This is a genomic window from Marinoscillum sp., assembly GCF_965229915.1.
Classification (GTDB): domain Bacteria; phylum Bacteroidota; class Bacteroidia; order Cytophagales; family Cyclobacteriaceae; genus Marinoscillum.
This window is the reverse complement of sequence record NZ_CBDDJZ010000001.1, coordinates 2,014,613-2,029,788: the sequence shown is the minus strand read 5'-3', so window position 1 is coordinate 2,029,788 and position 15,176 is coordinate 2,014,613. Positions and strand designations below refer to the sequence as shown.

15 protein-coding genes are annotated in these 15,176 nt (G+C 43.8%); 11 read left to right on the top strand and 4 right to left on the bottom strand.

The features are described 5' to 3' along the window. The first annotated feature begins 236 nt into the window (after positions 1-236). A complete protein-coding gene (locus ACO067_RS08850; RefSeq protein ID WP_115867797.1) occupies positions 237-1,109 on the top strand; it encodes a sigma-70 family RNA polymerase sigma factor in 873 nt (290 codons plus the stop codon). Between the two features lie 57 nt (positions 1,110-1,166). Here the strand turns inward: ACO067_RS08850 and ACO067_RS08845 are convergent, their stop codons facing one another. Both ACO067_RS08845 and ACO067_RS08840 read right to left on the bottom strand, forming a co-directional pair. After that, complete coding sequence (locus ACO067_RS08845) at positions 1,167-1,946, bottom strand: HNH endonuclease (protein ID WP_421873139.1); 780 nt, start codon at positions 1,944-1,946, stop codon at positions 1,167-1,169. Further along, on the bottom strand, positions 1,946-2,926 hold the full coding sequence (locus ACO067_RS08840; RefSeq protein ID WP_421873137.1) for an outer membrane beta-barrel protein: 981 nt from the start codon (positions 2,924-2,926) through the stop codon (positions 1,946-1,948). The genes ACO067_RS08845 and ACO067_RS08840 overlap by 1 nt, the downstream gene beginning before the upstream one ends. Positions 2,927-3,051: 125 nt before the next feature. Between ACO067_RS08840 and ACO067_RS08835 the strand changes: the two genes are divergently transcribed. The 3 genes from ACO067_RS08835 to ACO067_RS08825 all read left to right on the top strand — a co-directional run bounded on the left by ACO067_RS08835 (position 3,052) and on the right by ACO067_RS08825 (position 7,704). After that, positions 3,052-4,251, top strand: coding sequence for a pyridoxal phosphate-dependent aminotransferase (locus ACO067_RS08835; protein WP_421878290.1), 1,200 nt, complete (start codon positions 3,052-3,054; stop codon positions 4,249-4,251). Then, positions 4,251-5,234 (top strand): bifunctional heptose 7-phosphate kinase/heptose 1-phosphate adenyltransferase, encoded by a 984-nt coding sequence (locus ACO067_RS08830; RefSeq protein WP_421873135.1) that lies wholly within the window; start codon positions 4,251-4,253, stop codon positions 5,232-5,234. Before ACO067_RS08835 ends, ACO067_RS08830 begins: the two co-directional genes overlap by 1 nt. A 148-nt stretch (positions 5,235-5,382) precedes the next feature. Beyond that, a complete protein-coding gene (locus ACO067_RS08825) occupies positions 5,383-7,704 on the top strand; it encodes a response regulator (protein WP_421873133.1) in 2,322 nt (773 codons plus the stop codon). On the opposite strand, the gene hemE is transcribed toward ACO067_RS08825, so the two are convergent. Further along, positions 7,705-8,718, bottom strand: coding sequence for a uroporphyrinogen decarboxylase (gene hemE / locus ACO067_RS08820; RefSeq protein ID WP_421873130.1), 1,014 nt, complete (start codon positions 8,716-8,718; stop codon positions 7,705-7,707). A 106-nt stretch (positions 8,719-8,824) separates the two neighbouring features. Here hemE and sdaAA point away from each other — a divergent pair, with 106 nt between their 5' ends. Then, positions 8,825-9,733 (top strand): L-serine ammonia-lyase, iron-sulfur-dependent, subunit alpha, encoded by a 909-nt coding sequence (gene sdaAA / locus ACO067_RS08815; RefSeq protein WP_421873128.1) that lies wholly within the window; start codon positions 8,825-8,827, stop codon positions 9,731-9,733. On the opposite strand, the gene ACO067_RS08810 is transcribed toward sdaAA, so the two are convergent. Continuing rightward, a complete protein-coding gene (locus ACO067_RS08810; RefSeq protein WP_421873125.1) occupies positions 9,730-10,185 on the bottom strand; it encodes a hypothetical protein in 456 nt (151 codons plus the stop codon). The two genes, sdaAA and ACO067_RS08810, sit on opposite strands and share 4 nt — an antisense overlap. 90 nt (positions 10,186-10,275) lie before the next feature. Between ACO067_RS08810 and ACO067_RS08805 the strand changes: the two genes are divergently transcribed. From ACO067_RS08805 to dnaJ, 6 genes are all read left to right on the top strand, one after another. Next, positions 10,276-11,190, top strand: a complete 915-nt coding sequence (locus ACO067_RS08805; RefSeq protein ID WP_421873123.1) for a M20/M25/M40 family metallo-hydrolase — start codon at positions 10,276-10,278, stop codon at positions 11,188-11,190. Then, positions 11,187-11,723: a hypoxanthine phosphoribosyltransferase gene (gene hpt, locus ACO067_RS08800; RefSeq protein WP_421873121.1), complete on the top strand. Its 537-nt coding sequence runs from the start codon at positions 11,187-11,189 to the stop codon at positions 11,721-11,723. The genes ACO067_RS08805 and hpt overlap by 4 nt, the downstream gene beginning before the upstream one ends. 51 nt (positions 11,724-11,774) lie before the next feature. Next, the gene (locus tag ACO067_RS08795) at positions 11,775-12,350 is read left to right on the top strand and encodes an adenylate kinase (RefSeq protein WP_421873118.1); all 576 of its coding nucleotides are present in this window, start codon (positions 11,775-11,777) and stop codon (positions 12,348-12,350) included. Continuing rightward, positions 12,347-13,336 (top strand): GTPase ObgE, encoded by a 990-nt coding sequence (gene obgE / locus ACO067_RS08790; protein WP_421878288.1) that lies wholly within the window; start codon positions 12,347-12,349, stop codon positions 13,334-13,336. The genes ACO067_RS08795 and obgE overlap by 4 nt, the downstream gene beginning before the upstream one ends. 99 nt (positions 13,337-13,435) lie before the next feature. Beyond that, the gene (locus ACO067_RS08785; RefSeq protein WP_421873116.1) at positions 13,436-14,017 is read left to right on the top strand and encodes a nucleotide exchange factor GrpE; all 582 of its coding nucleotides are present in this window, start codon (positions 13,436-13,438) and stop codon (positions 14,015-14,017) included. Between the two features lies 1 nt (position 14,018). After that, entirely contained in the window at positions 14,019-15,143 is a 1,125-nt protein-coding gene (dnaJ, locus tag ACO067_RS08780; protein WP_421873114.1) for a molecular chaperone DnaJ, read from the top strand. Positions 15,144-15,176: the final 33 nt, after the last annotated feature.

Genomic DNA, 15,176 nt, shown 5'->3' with positions numbered 1-15,176 from the left:
ATCGATATTTACTGGTCGTTTAATATGTAAATCACTAAAATTATTAGGGCTAGTGAAACCTATTTAATCTGATTCGGGTTTCTATTTAGTTGGAATTTAATATATTAGGTGATTGACTCATAATAGATTTAGTCGTAACTTCGCGGTTCTCTGCGAGGAAAAACAACAACATTCCAACTTGAATCTGATCAAGAATTTTGTATCGTAGGAATTAATTAAAAGAAATAGTTTAGCATATGCGGCAACTCAAGATTACACAATCCATTACCAATAGACGTGAAAGCCACACGCTCGAGAAGTATTTTACCGAGGTGAGTAACGTCCCGATGATTACCCCTGATGAGGAGGTAACATTAGCCAAGCGTATCCGTGAAGGAGACGAATTGGCTTTGGAGAAATTGGTAAAGGCTAACTTGAGATTCGTGGTATCTGTAGCGAAACAATATCAAAACAGAAGCTTACCATTGAATGACCTGATCAACGAGGGGAACCTTGGCCTGATCAAAGCAGCAAAGAAATTTGATGAAACGAAAGGTTTCAAATTCATCTCTTATGCGGTATGGTGGATCCGTCAGTCCATCATGCAGGCTTTGGCTGAGCAGTCTAGAATTGTTCGACTACCAATGAACAAATCTGGTGCCATCAACCAGATCAGAAGAGCATATGCAGAGTTGGAGCAGCAGTTTGAGCGTGAGCCAACAGAAGAGGAGCTTGCTGACATTCTGGACATGAAGCCAAGTGAAGTAAGAAACACACTCGGAGCTGAAGTAAAGCAGATGTCTATGGACGCACCATTTGGTGAAGATGAGTCTGGTTCATTGCTGGACGTGTTGGAAAACGAAACCACTGGCCCTACTGATGGTGAGTTGGTATTCAATGATTCACTGAAAGTAGAGACACTTAGAGCACTTTCCACGCTTACAGCTAGAGAAAGAGAAGTGATCATGATGAGCTTCGGTATCGGTCATGACAACCCATACACACTGGAAGAAATCGGTGATGCAATGGGGCTTACTCGTGAGCGCGTAAGACAAATCAGAGAGAAAGCACTTCAGAAACTGAGAGAGCCTGGTAAAAACAGAAGACTAAAAGAGTTTGTCGCAAACTAAGTTTTAGTTTATAGATTTAAAGAGAGCCCTGATGAAGAAAATTTGTCAGGGTTTTTTTTATCCTTTGAATATTTCTCTACGATGATATTCTAAGTATTTGAGGTTGATGTCTTTTCTTGGTTTCCTTAGTCTTTTCCCTTCAAATACTCTTAACCTCTCGTTTAATTCATGAGATATTTTTGAAGACTGGTGAACAAGTGTCACGTGATTTTCATCAAATGAAATATATCCCTTATCAAATAAACTGTCAACCTCGGTGCATAGACATATACCATTTGAAATGTCTCCTCTATAATCTTTTCGATGGGACCAAGGAATAATATGACTTGCAATCAACAGGTCTTTTTCTCTAATGCCCGTTAACGCACATTTGTAGGAATAATTTTTAAGCACTCCATTTCTGAATTTAGACTGTCCTATTCTGATGGCTATTTCTGATTTGGCATTCTCAATGAAATAGTCCTCTTCTACTTGAATATTGTCCGCCGATAGAATATCTATCCCGTAATATTTCGTGATATCAACAGAGTGTGCATTATTACTTTTCATCATAAACCTATGGTTTACGATTGTACTTGTCCATCGATTCGGATACTTTCCTGACGTCTTTAGCTCCTCTTTGAATAAGAAAGATACTTCCTCAAAAGGGATACAGTAGTAATCATTTTCTATTTGGTCGCTCGACCAAATAACAATGTTAAAACCTGATCCAAAATTTTCTTTAAGAGTTTGGATTACGGAATCTTGATAGCCAACCCACTTAAATTCTGAATTCCCTCTTAAGACATAATTATTTCCGCCTTCACGCCATGATTTTATTGCTTTTGCTTTATTCATCACTCCAATCTAAAAGCCAATCCCCCTTGCATCACGAAAGCAGAAGTTGTTCCTACCAAATAATCACTTGGACCGGCGTAAAACTTAGGCTCTATTTTGAATGAAACATTCTCTGCCGGACGAAAATCCAGCGCAGTACTGATAATTGATTGGCCAAATCCATTTCCAGCTCCATTGATTAGCAGCTCATTGTTATCAGTCACGTACTCATATCTCCCGCTGATGCTCCATACATCAGAAAGTTGATAACCGCCTATCAACGTGTAAAATGTAGCCCAATCGTTTGGACTTTCTCCTGTGACAGAAACTGACTTTGTCTGCAATGTCCAATCGAAAATACCTGTGATTGCCAGCTGATCGCTCGGAGTAAACCGCGCAACAAGATTATTATGGAATCGAGCCACATCGCTTCCACTCTCATTAGGCTCAAAGCCATAGTAGTTTCCATAACTGAAAAAGAACTGCTCAGAGAACTGATGGTCGATTGCCATTCCTATCGATTTGGCGTTATTGGTTTCTCTGATGTTTTGCCAGCCATTCACTATCACCACTCTGAGTTGCGTTTTTTCAGAAAGATCCTGGGTGTAGCGAACTCCTGTTTGATAATAGGGAGTATATTCTGTGGCCAGCGCTGGAGAGAGCAACTCACGGTCTATTGCCAAGGCACTTTCATAACCAAAATGTCCTCCAAAAATTCCAGCATCGATCCAGCCTTTTTCAGTAATACGGTATCCTGCGAAAGCCTCATAGATCAGCTGACCATAAAGCGGTTCAGCAGCGTAGTTGTATTGCGGATAGGTACCAGTTTGTAAGGCTAGGTTGGCTCGCAGTTTTTCAGAGGAGTAACTTCCTCTCAGCCATGCATGATTAATGGTAAATTCATTGTGGCGAGCATACTGTGTCACGTAAGGTCGAGAATTTCCATTAGGTTGGCTAAAGTCGTAGGCATAGTAGGTATCCAGGTATGCGCCAAACTTCATTTGGCTTTCTTGAGCTTCACTGTTGAAATATTTTAAAAAAAGCCCTACAATAAATATAAAAACGATACTTTTTCTTGTTTGCATGTCTTTGCTATTGCATTAATTTTGCCACTCAAAAAATAAATATAATGGATTTAAGATCGGAGCGAATCAAAAGTATGGCCGAGTCAGCAACTTTGGCCATGGCAGCAAAAGCGCGGGAGCTGAAGCAGCAGGGAATTGATGTGATAAGTCTAAGTCTGGGTGAGCCAGATTTTAAGACACCTAAGCATATTCAAGAGGGAGCCAAGGCTGCAATTGATGAAGGTAAATACTTTGCCTATCCTCCGGTAAACGGCTATTTGGACCTTAGACAAGCTATCAGTGATAAGTTCAAGAAGGAGAATGGTCTGGAGTATTCTGCAGATCAGATTGTGGTATCCAATGGGGCTAAGCAGTCCATAGCCAATGTGTTTCTCGCATTACTTGATCCGGGTGACGAAGTGATTGTGTTCTCACCTTTCTGGGTAAGTTATTCTGCTTTGGTGGAGCTAGCAGAAGGAAAATGCGTATTTGTGAATGGCTCATTGGAAAATGACTTCAAAGCTACAGCCGCTCAGTTGAAAGAAGCAATTACAGACAAAACCAAAGCGTTAATCTTCTCTTCTCCATGTAACCCAACGGGTTCGGTATTTTCTGAGCAAGAGCTCAAAGAAATTGCTGAGGTACTGAAAGACTATCCGAATATAACCGTCATCTCTGATGAGATCTACGAGCTAATCAACTATGGCGACAAACATGTAAGCATCGGTACTATGCCTGGTATGCAGGATCGTACGGTGACCGTCAATGGCTTTGCTAAGGGTTTTGCCATGACTGGCTGGAGAGTTGGGTACATTGGTGCTCCACTGTGGTTGGCCAAAGCAGCAAATAAAATACAGGGACAGATTACCTCAGCTAACTGTAGCATCGCTCAGAGAGCAGCATTAACGGCCCTGACATCTAGCTATGAGCCATCGTACGAAATGGTAAAGCAATATGAAAAGCGTCGTGAATTGGTGCATGGATTATTGAGCGAAATTCCCGGCTTGAAAGTGAATATGCCAGGTGGTGCATTCTACTTCTTCCCGAATGTGAGCAGCTACTTTGGTAAAAGTGTGAATGGTCAGAAAATAGAGAATGCCACAGATTTGAGCATGTTTTTATTGGAAGATGCTCGAGTATCCGTAGTGACAGGTGAGGCATTTGGAGATCCAGGTTGCATCCGTCTGTCTTATGCTGCATCGGTGGAGGAGCTGAAAACGGCCATCGCTGCTATGAAGGAATCATTGGCTAAACTATCCTAATGACTTTCGGCTCTATCCGAGAAGTCTTTGATGCTTTTAAAAATCTGAAGGTATTGGTCATCGGTGACTCGATGATTGATACCTATGTTTATGGGGCGGTCAATCGCATTTCGCCTGAGGCTCCTGTGCCAGTTGTAGAGGTGCATAGTGAAGAGCACCGACTCGGAGGAGCGGCCAATGTAGCTCTGAACCTACAAGCGCTGGGAGCTGAGCCAATCCTGGCATCAATTGTTGGTGACGACACGAATGGTGCTTTGTTCAGAGAGCTGATGGCGAGTAATCACCTGCCATCGGACTATTTGCTTACACTTACCGACCGACCTACCACCCAAAAGAAACGTGTTTTATCCGGTACCAAGCACTTGATGAGACTTGATCAGGAGTGTACAGATCCCATCTCATCAGAAACCACCAGCAGGTTTTTGGACCAGATTCAATCACTATGGAGCGTGGTAGATGTAGTGATTATAGAGGATTATGACAAAGGCCTACTGACTCCAGAACTCATTCACCGCATTACCTCATCGGCGCATTACACAAGAATTCCAGTGTGTGTTGACCCCAAGTTCAGGAACTTCCATGATTACAAAGGAGTGGACCTTTTCAAACCCAATTTGAAAGAGCTGGAGAAATCTATTGCTTCGACAAGGACAGAAGCACTGAATGTGATGATTGATCAGGTGTTTGATTTACTGCAGCCCAGATACTTGTTACTCACGCTTGGATCAAAAGGGATGATTATGAAATCTACTGCTGATTATTATAGAGCTGGGACTAAAGTGAGAGAAGTGGCTGATGTGTCAGGAGCTGGAGATACAGTCATAGCCGTAGCCAGTTTGGCGCTTGCGATAGGATTAACGCCTGGCCAGGTTACTGATCTTTCCAATTTAGCGGGAGGCATTGTATGCGAATATTCTGGAGTGGTTCCCATTCCTTTGTCCAAGCTGATGAAGGAGGCAAATGAACTTCTTTCCTTTAATTGACCTTTGCCTGAGCGCTCTGGTCATCCTCATCTACTGATATAAATCACTTTAAAATGCAGAAGATTGCATTAATATTGCAATTATCAAATCTGCAGTAATCCCTCAATGGATTTGCCGCGTCACTATACAGCACCGTGCTGGTGATTCTATGAAAAAGAAATCATTTCTCATTTATCTGATCTTCTCTGTATTCTCAATTGATGGGATTGCGCAGGTGGAAAAGGGTCAGATCGACCTCAGAGAATTTGATGTACAGAAGACTTATTCACTGGATGGTGACTATTACTTCTATTGGAAACAGCTACTGTCACCGGATGCTATTTCCTCAACAGAACAGCTCTTTCAATTCCCTGCTCTTTGGAATGGCCAGGTAATGGATGGCGACACTCTTGAAGCCACGGGATACGCTACCTATGTAACCACTGTCCTATTGGATACGAGTATCCAATACACCATGCACGTAGAAGATATGTACACTGCCTTTACCATATATTTCAATGGTCAGGTAATTGCCAAAAATGGAGTGGTAGCCGATAGGCAAGAAGATTATATGCCATGTTGGAAGCCCGTATTTGTTCCCATTACATCAGTTCAGGATACCAATCAGTTAGTCATTCAGGTTGCTAATTTTACACATAGCAAAGGTGGAGCACTAGAAGGATTGGAGATTGGTGAGCGGCAGTCTATGGCTGACAAGGAGCTGGAGCTGGTAGCTTATGACCTGTTACTTACGGGCAGCTTAATCATGGGTGGCTTGTTCTTCCTGGGACTATATTTTTTCGGAAGACATGATAAGTCTATTTTGTTCTTTTCATTGTTCTGTATTGTCTACAGTTATCGGATTGCCGGATTCGGATATTACACCCTTCATTCGCTGGTGGATTTACCATGGAGCGTGACCACCCGTTTGGAATACATCACCTTGTTTTTGTCTGTATTCCTGTTTGGGCGCTTTGTACATAATCTTTACCCGACAGAGGCAAGGAAGATTATCTGGGACTTTATAGGAGGACTCAGTTTACTCTTTATTGCCATCACCCTGATTACGCCACCGACCATTTACACGTTACTGGTGGAGCCATTTTTTGTCATATTGTTGGCTTACATCCTGTTGACACTCGTCATTTATGTCCGGGCCAAAATTCACAAACGACCGGGATCAGGATTTGCACTTTTTAGCACGGCCATCGTTTTTGTGGTATTTGCTTATAACATTTTGGTCTACTTCGGTTGGTTAGATGAATGGATGGCGGCTTCTTTTTGGGGATACATTTTGTTCTTCTTTTCACAATCGCTCATACTGTCTTACCGATTTGCCTACTTTCTGAAAAATGCGAAAGATGACGCCCTGAAGGCTGCCCAGGCTAAATCAGATTTTCTGAGTACTATCTCCCATGAGATCCGTACACCGCTCAATGCTGTAGTAGGAATGTCTCATTATTTACTCCAGGATAAACCTGGGGACCATCAAATCCAAAATTTGACTTCTTTGAGGTATTCTGCTCAGCACCTTACGGCGTTGATCAATGATATTCTCGATTATAACAAACTAGAATCAGGTACGGTATCTTTTGAAGAGCAGGCCACCGAACTTCCGGATCTTCTTCATGGGATCCAGCTAGCTTATCAGCCAAAGGCTGTGGAGAAGGGGCTGAATCTGTTTCTGGAAGTGGATGCTAATCTGGATGAAGCGGTTTATGTGGATCGCACCAGGTTGAGTCAGGTACTCAACAACCTCATTGACAATGCGATCAAGTTCACTAGACAAGGAACGGTTACCGTGAAAGCAACAAAAGTGGATCAGGATCTTGGTAAGGTTAAGGTTTTGTTTGAAGTGGAGGACACGGGTATTGGTATTCCAAAGGATAAGGAAAAGATCATTTTTGAGCGGTTTATGCAGGCGAGCAGCTCTACTACACGTGAGTTTGGAGGTACCGGTTTAGGGTTGGCTATCATCAAAAAGCTCCTGGAGCTTCAAGGTTCTAGAATTGACTTGAGAAGTGTGGAAGGAGAAGGCTCAGTTTTCAGTTTTACCCAGTGGTATAAAACTGGCAAAATAAAGCAGGCCAGCGCCAATCATCAACCTTCACAAAAAGACATTAAGTCCCTCAAAAACAAAAAAGTTCTTCTTGTGGAGGACAATCCTACCAATGTGATGGTGGCAGGGAAGTTTTTGAGTCACTGGCAAATGAGCATGGAGGTGGCAGAAAACGGTGCTGAAGGCCTGTCTATGGCCCGGGAAAATGTGTATGACGTTATCTTGATGGATCTCCAGATGCCTGTAATGGACGGGTACGAAGCTTCAAGAGAAATTCGAACTGCAGGCATTACCACCCCTATCATAGCGCTCACTGCATCAGCCTTGCTTCAGGTGAAAGAAAAGGTATTGATGGCCGGTATGAATGATTACCTCACCAAGCCATTCGACCCTGAGGAGCTAAAGCGCAAACTTCTAAAGAATATCCATTGATCAGTAGCTTTTTACAGCCTCAATGAAGCACTTGACTTTTTCTGGGTCCGTGTCTGGATAGACGCCATGGCCCAGGTTAGCGATATGAGAGTGGCCTTTGAAGCGGTCTAGCATACGGTGAGCCTCTTGCTCTATCTGGTCAAATGAACCATAAAGCGCACATGGGTCAAGATTTCCTTGTAGCGTTTTATTAGGTAGTAGTTTTTTGGCTTCTTCCACATCCATGTTCCAGTCTAGGCCAACCGTACGGCAGCTCACATCATTCATTTCTTTCAGCGCGAAGTAAGCTCCTTTTGCAAAGACAGTTACCGGCACCTCCGAAATGGCAGAGGCAATTTGCTGAATGTATTTAAGTGAGAATTGATTGTAATGCCCGGGAGGCAGTACACCTGCCCAAGAATCAAAAATTTGCACCATGTTCGCCCCAGCTGCTATTTGTGCCTTGAGGTACGAGATAGTGCTTTCTGTAATCATCTTCAGGAGCTTATCTGAAAGCTCGGGATCGTTGTAAAGCATTTTGCGTGCTTTGGAGAAGGTTTTGGAGCCTCCGCCCTCTACCATGTAGGAGAATATGGTCCATGGAGCCCCGGCAAAACCGATAATCGGTACTCTTCCGTTCAGCTCTTTCTTAGTGATACTGATAGCGTCAATGGTGTACTGGAGATCTTCAGGATGAGCTATTTTGAGTTGGTCCAGATCCTTGTGCGTGCTTATCGTATTAGGAAAATGGGGTCCTTTTTTCTCCACCATTTCGTAGGTCAGTCCCATAGCCTCAGGGATGACCAGTATATCTGAAAAAATGATGGCAGCATCGACCCCTAAGAGATCTACTGGCTGTACCGTCACTTCGGCAGCCAATTCTGGCGTTTCTACGAGTTCTTTAAATCCACTCAGTTTGGCCCGAACTGCCCGATATTCAGGAAGAATACGGCCCGCTTGACGCATTAACCATACGGGAGTTCTGTCTACTTTTTCGCCTCTCGCTGCTTTTAATATCAGATCATTTTTCAACATGGTCGCAAAGATAGAAACTCCGTTTCATTCAAACTCAAACTTTGGGAATTGCTGATTGGTTTGCATTCTATATACCTTTGCATTTACCCAAAAAACAACATAACCCATGTGCATACTTTTTGACAGTTTTCAGGAGTGGAAGGACTATTGCGAGACCAACAAAAAACCTATATATGAGCCTGTATTGGCTTATGAAATAGAGCAAAAAGGTAAGTCTGAAGAGAAGATATGGTCCGGTCTTGACCAGGCCTATCAGGTCATGAAGGAGGCTGTACAAACCGGCCTGACCAAGGAGATGACTTCCTATTCAGGCATGATCAAAGGAGGAGCCAAGAAAGTGGCTAATCACCCGACCGCTGTTCTTTCTCCTGAATTCCAAAAGCTTGTATCCAGGGCTTTGGCCGCCAAGGAGGTCAATTCCTGTATGGGGCGGGTAGTAGCCGCACCTACAGCTGGAGCTTCGGGTATTCTGCCTGGAACACTGGTCACCTTGCAGGAAATTCACGGATTAGATGATCGCACTATTTTAGAAGGACTGCTCATTGGTGCAGGTGTAGCATTGATTCTTGAGAAGCGTGCTTCATTGGCAGGAGCGGTGGGTGGCTGTCAGGCTGAGACTGGCTCTGCTGCAGCTATGGCTTCTGCTGCCATTGTATATGCGCTGGGAGGAAACATTGACCAATCGTTTAATGCCGTAGCGATCACTATTCAGTGCATGCTCGGGTTGGTTTGTGATCCTGTAGCTGGACTGGTGGAGATCCCATGTGTCGTGCGCAATGCCAGTGCCGCAGCGATTGCAAATTCGTCGGCACAGATTGCTCTGGCGGATGTGAGTCCGGTGATACCAGTAGATGAATGTGTGGACGCCATGGGAGAGATTGGCAACTCCATGGAAGCCAAATACAAAGAAACCGCACAAGGTGGACTAGCCGCCACACCGACCGGTCAGGCTATTTCTAAACGTGTGCTGATACAGGATATTGAGATTCTAGATGATGAGAATCATCAGGACTAAATAACCCCCAAATCTTTTAGTAACCAACTGGCGTATTTGACCATCAAGGTGAGAACAAGTGACCAGAAACTTCCAAATATCCACATCCACTTGATGATGTCAGTTTTCTTACCCCCAAAGGCATTGGCCAATATGGCGCCTCCTGGAGGAGATAGTAAGATAGGAGTGAAAAATGCTACGCCAGGAACCCCATAACGGCGCCAGATCTTTACAAATTGGCGATTCTTTCTGGTAAAGATTCGTCGCTTTTTTCTTCGGAAAATCCGATCGCTAAAGGCTTTGATTTCATGGCCAAAATAGCTGAACAAGTATACGGTAGTCATCATGCCTAGTAGCGAAAGCAAAGTGGTTTCCGCTATGGAAAAATCATATGCCAGACCCAGTGTAGGTCCGAAAATGATTTTCACCGCACTCAACGCGTAGACAATCAAATACTTGATAATGGTAGGCATGAATAGTCAATCTCAAAATGAGGGTGTGAATTTATACGAAAATAATGAGCGGAGGTGTCGTGCTCGGGTTATCTTTGTGCCCTTTTTGTAATGAAATTACTCGAAAACCTTATAGATATCCCATCTCCATCTGGAAGTGAGTTCCTAATGCGCGACTTCCTCATCGACTATGTCAAAAAAAGTAGTCCGGAATGGAGTGTCAAGCCAAAGCTGGTTTATGGTGGAGACCTGCAGGACAACTTGATTCTTGTCTTTGGTGAGCCTCGTACGGCCATATTTGCCCACATGGATACCATTGGTTTCACCGTGAGGTATCAGGATCAATTGGTGCCGATAGGAGGTCCTCATGCAGAGACTGGTTATGAATTGGTTGGTCGTGATGGTATGGGATTTATAGATGCACGACTCAGAGTAGATGAAGAGCATCAGTTGTTTTATGATTTTCCCCGGGCTATTGAGACCGGTACTACACTTACCTGGAAGCCTAACCTCAAAGCGAATGCGGAGTTTATAGAAGGCCCCTATATGGACAACCGACTGGGGATCTACAATGCATTGAAGGTGGCGGAGACCTTGGAAGATGGGATGATAGTGTTCAGCTCTTTTGAGGAGCACGGAGGAGGTTCGGTACCCATGCTGACACGTTACATCCATGAAAATCATCCTTCAGTGAAGCAAGCGCTCATTTCAGATATTACCTGGGTTACTGAGGGAGTAGAGCATGGCAAGGGTGTGGCAATCTCCCTTCGGGATAAAAACATCCCACGAAAGAAATTCCTTGACCGTATTCTGGCTTTGGCTGATGAGTCTGGAGTGAGTTATCAGCTAGAAGTAGAGGGTGGCGGATCGAGTGATGGCCGTGAGGTACACCACTCACCATATCCCATTGATTGGGTGTTCATAGGTGCGCCGGAAGACAATGTACATTCACCAAATGAGCGCGTGCATATCAAGGATCTGGTGGCAATGATCTCTCTTTACAAGTTTTTAATGGAACACTTATGAGCTCTGTCACACTGCACGATAAAGAGTTCGACTTGTTGATTCCTAAAAAAGAGATCAAGCAGAGTATTAAGGCTATGGCTGAGCAAATCAATCAGGACTATCTCGGCAAGGAAGTCTGTGTGGTTGGTGTGTTAGATGGAGCATTCATGGTGCTGTCTAGTTTACTGAAAAGACTAAACTTGAATATCTCCTTAGAACTGGTCAAATTGAAGTCTTATGAAGGTCAGAGCAGTTCTGGGGAGGTCAAGAAACTACTAGGTCTTACTACATCTCTTCAAGGAAAACACGTGTTGGTGGTAGAGGATATTGTGGATACGGGACATACACTTCAGTATATTATGGACCTCATTGAATCTCATAGCCCAGCATCTGTAGAGATAGCCACATTGCTGATTAAACCAGACGTTTTTCAAGACAAATTTCCGGTTCGTTATCAAGGTCTGGCAATTCCAAATAAATTTGTAGTCGGATTTGGGATGGATTATGATGGTCAGGGACGTCAATTGCCTGATATTTACGCCGCTACCGACTAAAATCCGATAAAAACAGAATCACTATATTTAGTTCAGAATTAAGCAAAAGGTATGTTAAATATTGTAATATTCGGCCCTCCAGGTGCAGGTAAGGGTACACAAAGTGAAAAGATTATCGATAAGTACAACGTTGTTCATATCTCAACAGGAGATCTTTTCAGATGGCACACAAAGAATGATACGCCATTAGGGCTGAAGGTGAAGGAGATCATGAATAGTGGTGAGCTGGTGTCTGATGATATCACCATTGCTATGCTGCGTGAAGAAGTAGAGAAAAATCCCCAGGCAAGCGGATTTCTTTTCGATGGATTCCCAAGAACAGTGCCTCAGGCAGAGGCTTTGGATGAATTGATGAAGTCGCTTGGCACTGAAATACATGCGGTGGTGGAGTTGGACGTTACAGAAGAGGAAGTTCGATCGAGAATTGCCAAAAGAAAAGAACTGGAAGGACGTGCTGACGATGCAGATGATAAGCTGGAGCGAAGGATCCAGGAGTATTTTAATAAAACCATCCATGTATTGCCTTACTACAAACACCAAAACAGACTGAGTACCGTGAATGGTATCGGTGCAATAGAGAACATATCTGCTTCAATAGCTGAAGTGCTGAACAAGCACGTTTCCTGATGGAATCGAACTTTATAGATTACGTTAAGCTTTACGGTAAGTCTGGAAATGGAGGCGCTGGTTCTGTGCACTTCAGAAGGGAGAAGTTTGTCCCCAAAGGAGGGCCAGATGGAGGAGATGGAGGCAGAGGAGGCCATATCATATTGAGAGGGAACAAACAAATGTGGACCCTCATCCACCTCAAATACCGCAAGCATATCAAGGCTGATAATGGAGGAAATGGTGAAGGAGGGAATCGATTTGGCCAGGATGCTGAAGATATCATTCTGGAAGTGCCCATAGGGACAGTAGCCAAGGATGCTGAAACGGGCGAACACCTGCTAGAAATCATGGAGGATGGAGAAGAACAAATTCTCCTACCTGGAGGTATGGGAGGACAAGGCAACTCTCATTACAAAACACCTACCAATCAGGCACCTAGATATGCACAGCCAGGTATACCCGGAGTAGAAAAATGGGTCATTCTCGAACTGAAAATTCTTGCTGATGTAGGTCTTGTAGGTTTTCCAAACGCTGGAAAGTCGACCTTGCTTTCAGTAGTTTCAGCTGCCAAACCAGAAGTGGCTGATTATCCATTTACCACTCTGGTGCCTAACCTTGGTGTAGTTCCGTACCGTGAAGAAAGGTCTTTTGTCATGGCTGACATACCGGGGATTATCGAAGGAGCAGCAGATGGCAAGGGTCTGGGTATTCGATTTTTAAGGCATATCGAGCGAAACTCCATGCTCCTGTTCATGATTCCCACTGATGCTAAAAGTGTAAGGGAGGAGTATGAAATCTTGCTGGGAGAGCTACAAAAGTACAATCCGGAGTTGTTGGACAAAGAGCGGCTACTGGCTATTACCAAATCTGACATGCTGGACGAAGAGCTTCTCGAAGAGATGAAAGCTGACATACCCGACATACCATACGTGTTTATCTCCAGTGTGACAAATTTTGGCATTCAAGAGCTCAAGGACAAGATCTGGAGCATGCTCAACGACTAATTTTCCTGTTTGTCCATAGATCGCTGACATCTTGTCAGTTGAATTTGCTTTGGCAAAGAAATTGTCAAAAGCATCCTGACTTTAAATCTGAATGAAGCAATGCAGAAAGAGAAAGATCAAGTAGAAGAAAAGGATCAAGTAGAAGATAAAGATCAACAAGATATAGATCAGGAAACTCAAGAGGAGGTAACAAGCCAGGAAGAGTCTGAGCCTGAAGAAGAAGTGGATGAAATCACCAAACTTCAAGCGGAGGTGACAGAAGCTAAGGACAAGTACCTGAGGCTTTATTCCGAATTTGAGAATTTCAGAAGACGCACAGCTAAGGAGAAAATTGATTTGATTGGCTCTGCCAATAAAGATCTTGTTGAGAATCTTGTTCCTGTGCTAGATGATTTTGAGAGAGCCCTCAAATCCATGGAGGAAAACGAAGAGCTAAAACCAGCTCAGGAAGGCACGGATTTGATTTATAACAAATTCAAAAAAGTTCTGGAAGCCAAAGGCCTGAAGAAAATGGACATCAACAAAGGGGATGATTTCAATGATGATTTTCATGAAGCCATCACCCAGATTCCGGCAGGAGATGACATGGCTGGGAAAGTAGTTGATGTGGTGGAAAATGGATACTTTCTGAACGATAAGGTGGTACGATTTGCCAAGGTGGTAACAGGAGCAAAAGCATAATATGGCTAAGCGAGACTATTACGAGATATTAGGAGTAGATAAGGGAGCGTCAAAAGACGAAATCAAGAAGGCATACCGTAAGATTGCCATCAAGTTTCACCCGGACAAAAACCCTGACGATAAAGAAGCGGAGGATAAATTCAAAGAAGCGGCAGAAGCTTATGAAGTGCTCTCCAATGATGAGAAACGTCAGCGATACGATCGTTTTGGACATCAGGGTGTTGGCGGAGCTGGAGGCTTCGGCGGTGGAGGTATGAATATGGATGATATCTTCTCCCAGTTTGGTGACATCTTCGGTGGAGGCGGTGGCAGTCCATTCGATAGCTTCTTTGGAGGCGGTGGAGGTAGAGGTCGACGTACCCGAAAAGGGACCAATCTACGTATCAAGTTGAAGCTTACGCTGCAAGAGATTGCTAATGGTGTAGAGAAGAAAATCAAGGTCAATCGACTGATCGTTGACCCGGAGACTAAGTTCACCAACTGTAGTACGTGTAATGGTACGGGGCAGGTGCGAAAAGTCATGAATACCATGCTCGGGCAGATGATGTCTACTTCTACTTGTCCTACCTGTGGTGGTACTGGACAGACGGTAGATAGTCGGGCTCCTGGTACTGACAGCTCAGGAATGAAGCGTCAGGAAGAAGTGATTTCCATCAAAATCCCAGCGGGTGTAGCTGAAGGCATGCAGCTAAGCATGAGTGGTAAGGGAAACGAAGTGGCTGGAGGTATCCCAGGCGATTTGCTAATCGTGGTAGAAGAACAGTCTGATGATACGCTTAAGCGAGATGGTAACAATGTCATTTACGACCTGCACATCAGTTTCCTGGATGCTGCCTTAGGGACAGATGTGGAGGTGCCTACAATCAATGGCAAAGTGAAAATCAAAATTGATTCTGGTACCCAAAGTGGTAAAATACTACGCCTAAGAGGTAAGGGTATCAAGGATATCGAAGGCTATGGTACTGGGGATCAACTGATCCATGTAAACGTCTGGACACCAAAGAATCTATCGAAAGAAGAAAAGGAAACATTGGAATCTTTAAGAGGGTCTAAGAACTTCCAGCCAAACCCATCGAAAGGGGATAAGAGTTTCTTCGAGAATATGAAGGAATTTTTTGGTGCATAAGTCTAAAAACCGCAACACTATGAATACTTCTAC